The following is a 5,783-nucleotide window of genomic DNA, read 5'->3' as shown; positions in this document are numbered from 1 at the left end:
TTTAGACTTGTTTTCCCTCAAAAAGTGCCGACCTTTGGAGTGATTGGGGGGAAAATTCAGGTACTTTTTCCCTGAAAATTAGGTAATTGACCCCCTGAAAATGGGTAAAACCCCACACCCCACACCCCACACCCCACACCCAGCCCCCAGGAAAAGCTTTTTCAGCAAACCCTAAGGAAACTGTTCAGTATCTAACCCTCTGCCAATTGCCTCGGTTGATTCCCATCCACATCAGGTAATTTTAGTTGCTCGCCATGGAAATCTGGATTATTTTACGTTTTTCAATCGCCGCTGCCATTATCGCTTTAGTTTGCTGGTCTTTAGCCAGTGCCGTGCGCGATAGTTGGCAAGTTGCCCGACGGATGCACTCCATCCCTTGCTCCCACTGCCGCTACTTTACCAACGATTATCGCCTCAAATGTAGTGTACAACCCAGGAGCGCCAACACCGAACAAGCGATCGACTGCGGCGATTATTTTCCCAGGGCCTAGTCGGCAATAATACCGAAAAGCTGTTCGAGATGGTGCGAAATTTGCTAGTCTAGGCTAAATAGGTCTGAAATAGTATAGAAACGTGGATACAATTATTGGTCGGGGCAAAACAGCCCGTAGAGCTTACGGTATCGATGAAATCGCACTTGTACCCGGAGTGCGAACCCTCGATCCTAGTTTAGCCGATACCCGTTGGTCTCTCGGCAATATCGAGCGGGAAATCCCGATTATCGCCAGCGCTATGGATGGGGTGGTGGATACTAAAATGGCCGTCCTTCTCTCCGAGTTGGGGGCGCTAGGGGTACTAAACCTCGAAGGTATTCAAACTCGTTACGAGGATCCTAACCCGATTCTTGATCGCATTACCGCAGTCGGCAAAGCAGAATTCGTCGGTTTAATGCAGGAACTCTACGCAGAACCGATTAAACCGCAACTAATCGAGCTTCGTATCCAAGAAATTCAAGAAAAAGGCGGTATTGCGGCAGTTAGCCTCACCCCTGCCGGTGCCGTCAAATACGGTGCTATCGTCGCCCAAGCAGCGGCCGATATTCTCTTTGTCCAAGCAACCGTTGTTTCCACTGCCCATTTATCCCCGGAAGCTATCACCCCCCTCGATTTAGTGCAACTGTGCCAAGAAATGCCCCTTCCCGTGGTTTTGGGCAACTGCGTCACCTACGAAGTCGCCCTTAACCTGATGAAAACCGGGGCAGCCGGGGTTTTGGTCGGTATCGGTCCGGGGGCCGCCTGTACTTCTCGCGGCGTTTTAGGGGTGGGAGTTCCCCAAGCCACTGCTGTGGCCGATTGTGCCGCCGCTAGGGACGATTTTTTCCAAGAAACCGGTAAATACGTCCCCGTTATTGCCGATGGTGGCATTATTACCGGCGGTGATATCTGCAAATGTATCGCCTGTGGCGCCGATGCGGTGATGATTGGTTCTCCCATTGCCCGGTCCGTGGAGGCCCCCGGCCGCGGTTTTCACTGGGGTATGGCCACACCTAGTCCGGTTCTACCCCGGGGAACCCGAATTAGTGTGGGCAGTACGGGAACTATTGCCGAAATCCTCGTTGGACCGGCAAAATTAGATGATGGTACTCATAACCTCTTGGGGGCGCTGAAAACCAGTATGGGAACTTTGGGTGCTAAGAACTTAAAGGAAATGCAACAGGTGGAAGTGGTGATTGCCCCCTCGCTGCTGACGGAGGGTAAAGTCTATCAAAAGGCCCAGCAGTTAGGTATGGGTAAATAAAAGTTATCGGTGAACAGTGAGCGGTTATCTGCTTCTCGGAGCAGTTTTTGATTTTTGCCAGAGATGGATTTTCTGCTTGGGATTACCATCACCTTCAGGTTCGGTTCTACCGACCCCCACTATCTCAAAAAACTGTTAAATTGGAAGGGAGCATCTCATTTATGCAAGCGAGTAATTATACTTGTCCCTAAAACTGGTTTCTAGCAAGGCTTTCAAAATAGCTTGACATAAAACCTGATTTAGGGGTTACAAAGGTGAGATGCTCCCAATTGGAAATTGGAAGAACCAAAAGGATAATTTAAAAAAATTGAGTTAAGGAGATCAAAGGTGTATAGAGAAAACGATCGCCCTCACAATTTATTCGGTACCGATAGTGAATTTTCCGAGAGTTTGTGGCAGTATGTCCAGACCTTAAGTCCAGAAACAATCGCCCAACTCTCGAAACCGGAGTCCCAAGAGGTTTTCCAAGTGATGGAACGCAACATTATCGGACTTTTGGGCAACCTTCCTTCGGAACATTTCGGGGTCACTATCAGTACCAGTCGCGAACATCTGGGCCGGTTATTGGCCTCAGCAATGATGAGTGGTTACTTTCTCCGCAATGCTGAACAGAGAATGAATTTTGAAAAATCCCTCGCTAGTCTCCAGAGTGGTTCTAGCGATGTTTAAAGTTGAGCGGTAGTTAGGTTAGTTGGAAAGGGAAAAAGAAGCAATCGGTAATCAGCTATCAGTTGTCCATTTTTAGTTGTCTTTTATTGCATTAGTTAGCCATATAACTTTTATCTGACTAATAACTGATAACTAATAACTGATAACTGATAACTGATAACTGATAACTGATAACTGATAACTGATAACTGATAACTGATTAAAGACAGTTTTGCTGCCAGAGTAGTTCTTTTTCGATTCCCTGTTTTTCTCCGGGAGGGACAGTCCTTTCCCGCATGATATAAAGTTGCAGGGATTTAATCTGTTGATCACTACCGTGCTGCTGATTCCAGTTTTGACAGAGATACTGACCAAACTCTCCATAAACTGACCGACCGATAGCTCGATTAAGATTAATAAAATATTGTCGCCACTGCATGGTTTTATACAAACGATTGCGATCGCTTTCGGTGGGTTTATCCCAAATTACCGGCTGTCCTTCCCTAAATAAATCTACCGTGGAACCATCGGCTAATTGACTTACTGCCACAAACCAAGCATCATCGCGAGGGGGAGAAGGGGCAAAAATAGTCCAATATTGGTCCAAACGGCTAACTTTTGCCAGAATATCAATTGTATTAAAAGTACGACGGGTGAGCAAGCGATCGAGGGACTGAATTAAAGGTGTATTTAAATCGCCTCTAATGGCCGATTGCCGGACAAAACTGCGTAAATTCCAGATACTGGTCAACAATAAGAAGAAAATTACCAAAATATTTAAAGGTAAAGAGGATTTAATCGTCAGGGGACGAAACTTGAGAGGTTTGGTGAAATTGCCCATAAAACGACGATGGGAGGCAATCCACTCATAAATTCTCGTTCCCACGGCCATAAGGGGCGGTAAACGCAAAATTGGTGCTAAAAACCAGAAAATTGGCGAAAGACTGACAATATAAACCAATGCTGACCATTTAAACTGACGTTTTCCCTGCCAATCTTCCACCACCCAAGAATTTTCGGCCACCATATCCTCGTATATTGAGGGGTTATCCTGAGCGACTAACAGGGGAGTGCCGGGTAAAATGAGAAAAGTGCGGAGAAGATGAACAACTTTTTTGCAAAATCCACAATCTCGATCATAATTAATCCTTAAACCTTCTCTTTCTGGGTTTATTATCCGTTTTTGTCCCCAATCCCAGACTAAGCTAGGGATGATGGGCAACCAATGGGTAACACTCAAAAACGGGAAAATTCCCAGATGAAAACTGAGACCAAAACCGATATGTAAGAGAATAAACGAGAGAATAGCGACTATTTTAAAGAAACTATTGCGAAAGGGAATAAAAATTAGCAGTGGACCCACCCATTCCAAGATTAACGCTGAAAAGGTGAGGATTTCTAGTAATTGTGGCGGTAAAGATCGTAAAAAACCGGCAAAAGCAGTACCGTATTGATCGTAACTGAGAGAGTAATAAACGGCTGTACCGTCGGGCCACCAAGTCTCACTTTTGGTTTTAAAGGCCGCTGACCACATATAGATGTAACACACCTGTATCATAAAAGCCACCGTGGCAGCCGAAACCACACGCTTGGGTAGGGGGTTGGGATTGGTGTTTAAGGCACTTTCCACGGAATAACAGGCACCAAGGGGTAAAAACATCGCCCAGAATAATACTGCCCGGATTACGTCATCGGCGGCAAATAGTAACAGGGGGTTGCGATGATGTAAAGAGACGATTAGCGCCCAAGTGGCGATCGTGGCTAAACGGGTATGATAGCCAATTAACAGCAATAATGCGATCGCTATAGCGACAATAAACAGGATACTCTGCACCAGCACCGAGTCACTGAGAGCAAAAATAGACCAGTAAAAAGGACTGGCAGAGACTTTCGATAAGCTTTCTAGGGGTAAAACCCCCAATCCGCTGTAATGGGCAGTTACTTGGCTAAAACGAACCGATAAATCTACTAAAACCACTAACGCCAAGGCAATGCGAAATAAAGCCAGCGATCGCAGGTCAAACCCGAAAATCTCTGCCAGTCTTTGTCTAAATGATTTTTTCATTATCGCCATAGGATGATGATTCCCTCCACTTCTTCAATAAACCTACTTTATAGCAAGTAAAAAGGCCAAAGGCAAAAGAAAGCTGTCAGTATTCTCCGAGTCAGTATTCTCCGAGTCAGGACTCATCGTTCGCTCAATTTTTCGGGAGTGCAGGAGTAAAATCGGTTGAAAGACTTGCCCCGTAAAGATTAGAGCGAAACCAGCGACTTCACTAGACCTCTTGCATAATTTTTTTATTGTATAATGGAGGGTTTGGCTTTTTTCTCAATTTTTAGATGGAAGTGGAAAAAAGAATAAAATGTGATCTTAGGTCAGGAAATCATACTAAATCCGTTGAGTATAGGCTACTTATGAGGATAGGCACTCATGCAAAAGCAGGAATAGATAATCAGTCTTTAATAACAGGATTTAGTATCATCTATACTTTTGCTATGTTTATTAGCAAAAGTATGGATTATCAAGACTTATCAGATGAACAGTTCAAACGCCGTTTCGGCGTGTATAAACAAACATATAGAAAGATGGTAGAATCAGTAAAAAGTGTTAAAGCTGAATCTAATTCAGTATCTAAAAGGGGACCGAAACCTAAACTATCTATAGAAGAACAAGTTTTAGTAACGTTAGAATATTGGCGAGAATATAGAACATCTTTTCACATTGGTACAAGCGGTCAAATATCAGAATCAACTATAGGTCGGATTGTAAATAAGACGGAAAAAATGCTTTGACAATCGGGAAACTTCCGTTTAAAAGGAAAAAAAGCTCTACTAAATCAAGCAGAGATACCAGTCGTAACGGTAATGGATGTAACGGAAACTCCCAGGGAACGCCCCCAAAAGAAACAGAAAGATTTTTTTGGGGGTAAAAGAGGTTATCATACTTGAAAATCCCAATTAGTAGCTGATAAAAATACCGGGGAAATTATCTGTGTCTTTTGTGGGAAAAGTAGAGGTCATGATTTTAGTTTATTTAAAAAAAGTCGAATTCGTTTTCATCCTTTAACTACTAGCAAAGAAGACAGTGGTTATCAGGGAATAGCTGCATACCATAGTAATAGTTATACACCGAAAAAGAAACCGAAAAATAGAAAATTAACAGAGTTAGAGAAGCTTTATAACAAGGCTTTAGCCAAAGAAATGATTATCATTGAACCTATAAATAGGAAACTCAAAATCTTGAAAATCTTATCCTGTAAATAGGGTCTGCTGAAAAAGTTTTTCCTAGGGGCAGGGTGTAGGGTGTGGGGTGTGGGGTGTGGGGTTTTACCCATTTTCATCGGGTAAATTACCTAATTTTCAGGGAAAAAGTCCCGGAATTTTCCCCCCGACCACTC

The 5,783-nt window shown here is 43.9% G+C and carries 4 protein-coding genes and 1 pseudogene; 4 read left to right on the top strand and 1 reads right to left on the bottom strand.

All coding sequences use genetic code 11. The features are described 5' to 3' along the window. Positions 1-254 precede the first annotated feature (254 nt). The 3 genes from O9295_RS18005 to O9295_RS17995 all read left to right on the top strand — a co-directional run bounded on the left by O9295_RS18005 (position 255) and on the right by O9295_RS17995 (position 2,406). Positions 255-491, top strand: a complete 237-nt coding sequence (locus tag O9295_RS18005; RefSeq protein ID WP_041804354.1) for a hypothetical protein — start codon at positions 255-257, stop codon at positions 489-491. 82 nt (positions 492-573) lie between these two features. Beyond that, a complete protein-coding gene (locus tag O9295_RS18000) occupies positions 574-1,737 on the top strand; it encodes a GuaB3 family IMP dehydrogenase-related protein (RefSeq protein ID WP_288034285.1) in 1,164 nt (387 codons plus the stop codon). 327 nt (positions 1,738-2,064) lie between these two features. Then, the gene (locus O9295_RS17995; protein WP_002796237.1) at positions 2,065-2,406 is read left to right on the top strand and encodes a DUF760 domain-containing protein; all 342 of its coding nucleotides are present in this window, start codon (positions 2,065-2,067) and stop codon (positions 2,404-2,406) included. A 199-nt stretch (positions 2,407-2,605) separates the two neighbouring features. Here the strand turns inward: O9295_RS17995 and O9295_RS17990 are convergent, their stop codons facing one another. Further along, positions 2,606-4,459 carry a hypothetical protein gene (locus tag O9295_RS17990; RefSeq protein WP_288034282.1) on the bottom strand — a complete coding sequence of 618 codons (1,854 nt, stop codon included), beginning with the start codon at positions 4,457-4,459 and terminating at the stop codon, positions 2,606-2,608. A gap of 422 nt (positions 4,460-4,881) precedes the next feature. Between O9295_RS17990 and O9295_RS17985 the strand changes: the two are divergent. Continuing rightward, positions 4,882-5,646 (top strand): annotated as a pseudogene (locus O9295_RS17985) (IS5 family transposase); the annotation flags it as partial. Positions 5,647-5,783 lie beyond the last annotated feature (137 nt).

This window comes from Microcystis sp. LE18-22.4A (assembly GCF_027531105.1).
Taxonomy (GTDB): Bacteria; Cyanobacteriota; Cyanobacteriia; order Cyanobacteriales; family Microcystaceae; genus Microcystis; species Microcystis aeruginosa.
This window is presented reverse-complemented; position numbering and strand designations above follow the sequence as displayed.

What these genes read in the sequence shown, in the direction of transcription:
- O9295_RS18005 (WP_041804354.1), top strand. Translation starts at nt 255, where the DNA reads ATGGAAATCTGGATTATTTTACGTTTTTCAATCGCCGCTGCCATTATC.
- O9295_RS17990 (WP_288034282.1), bottom strand. Translation starts at nt 4,459, where the DNA reads ATGGCGATAATGAAAAAATCATTTAGACAAAGACTGGCAGAGATTTTC.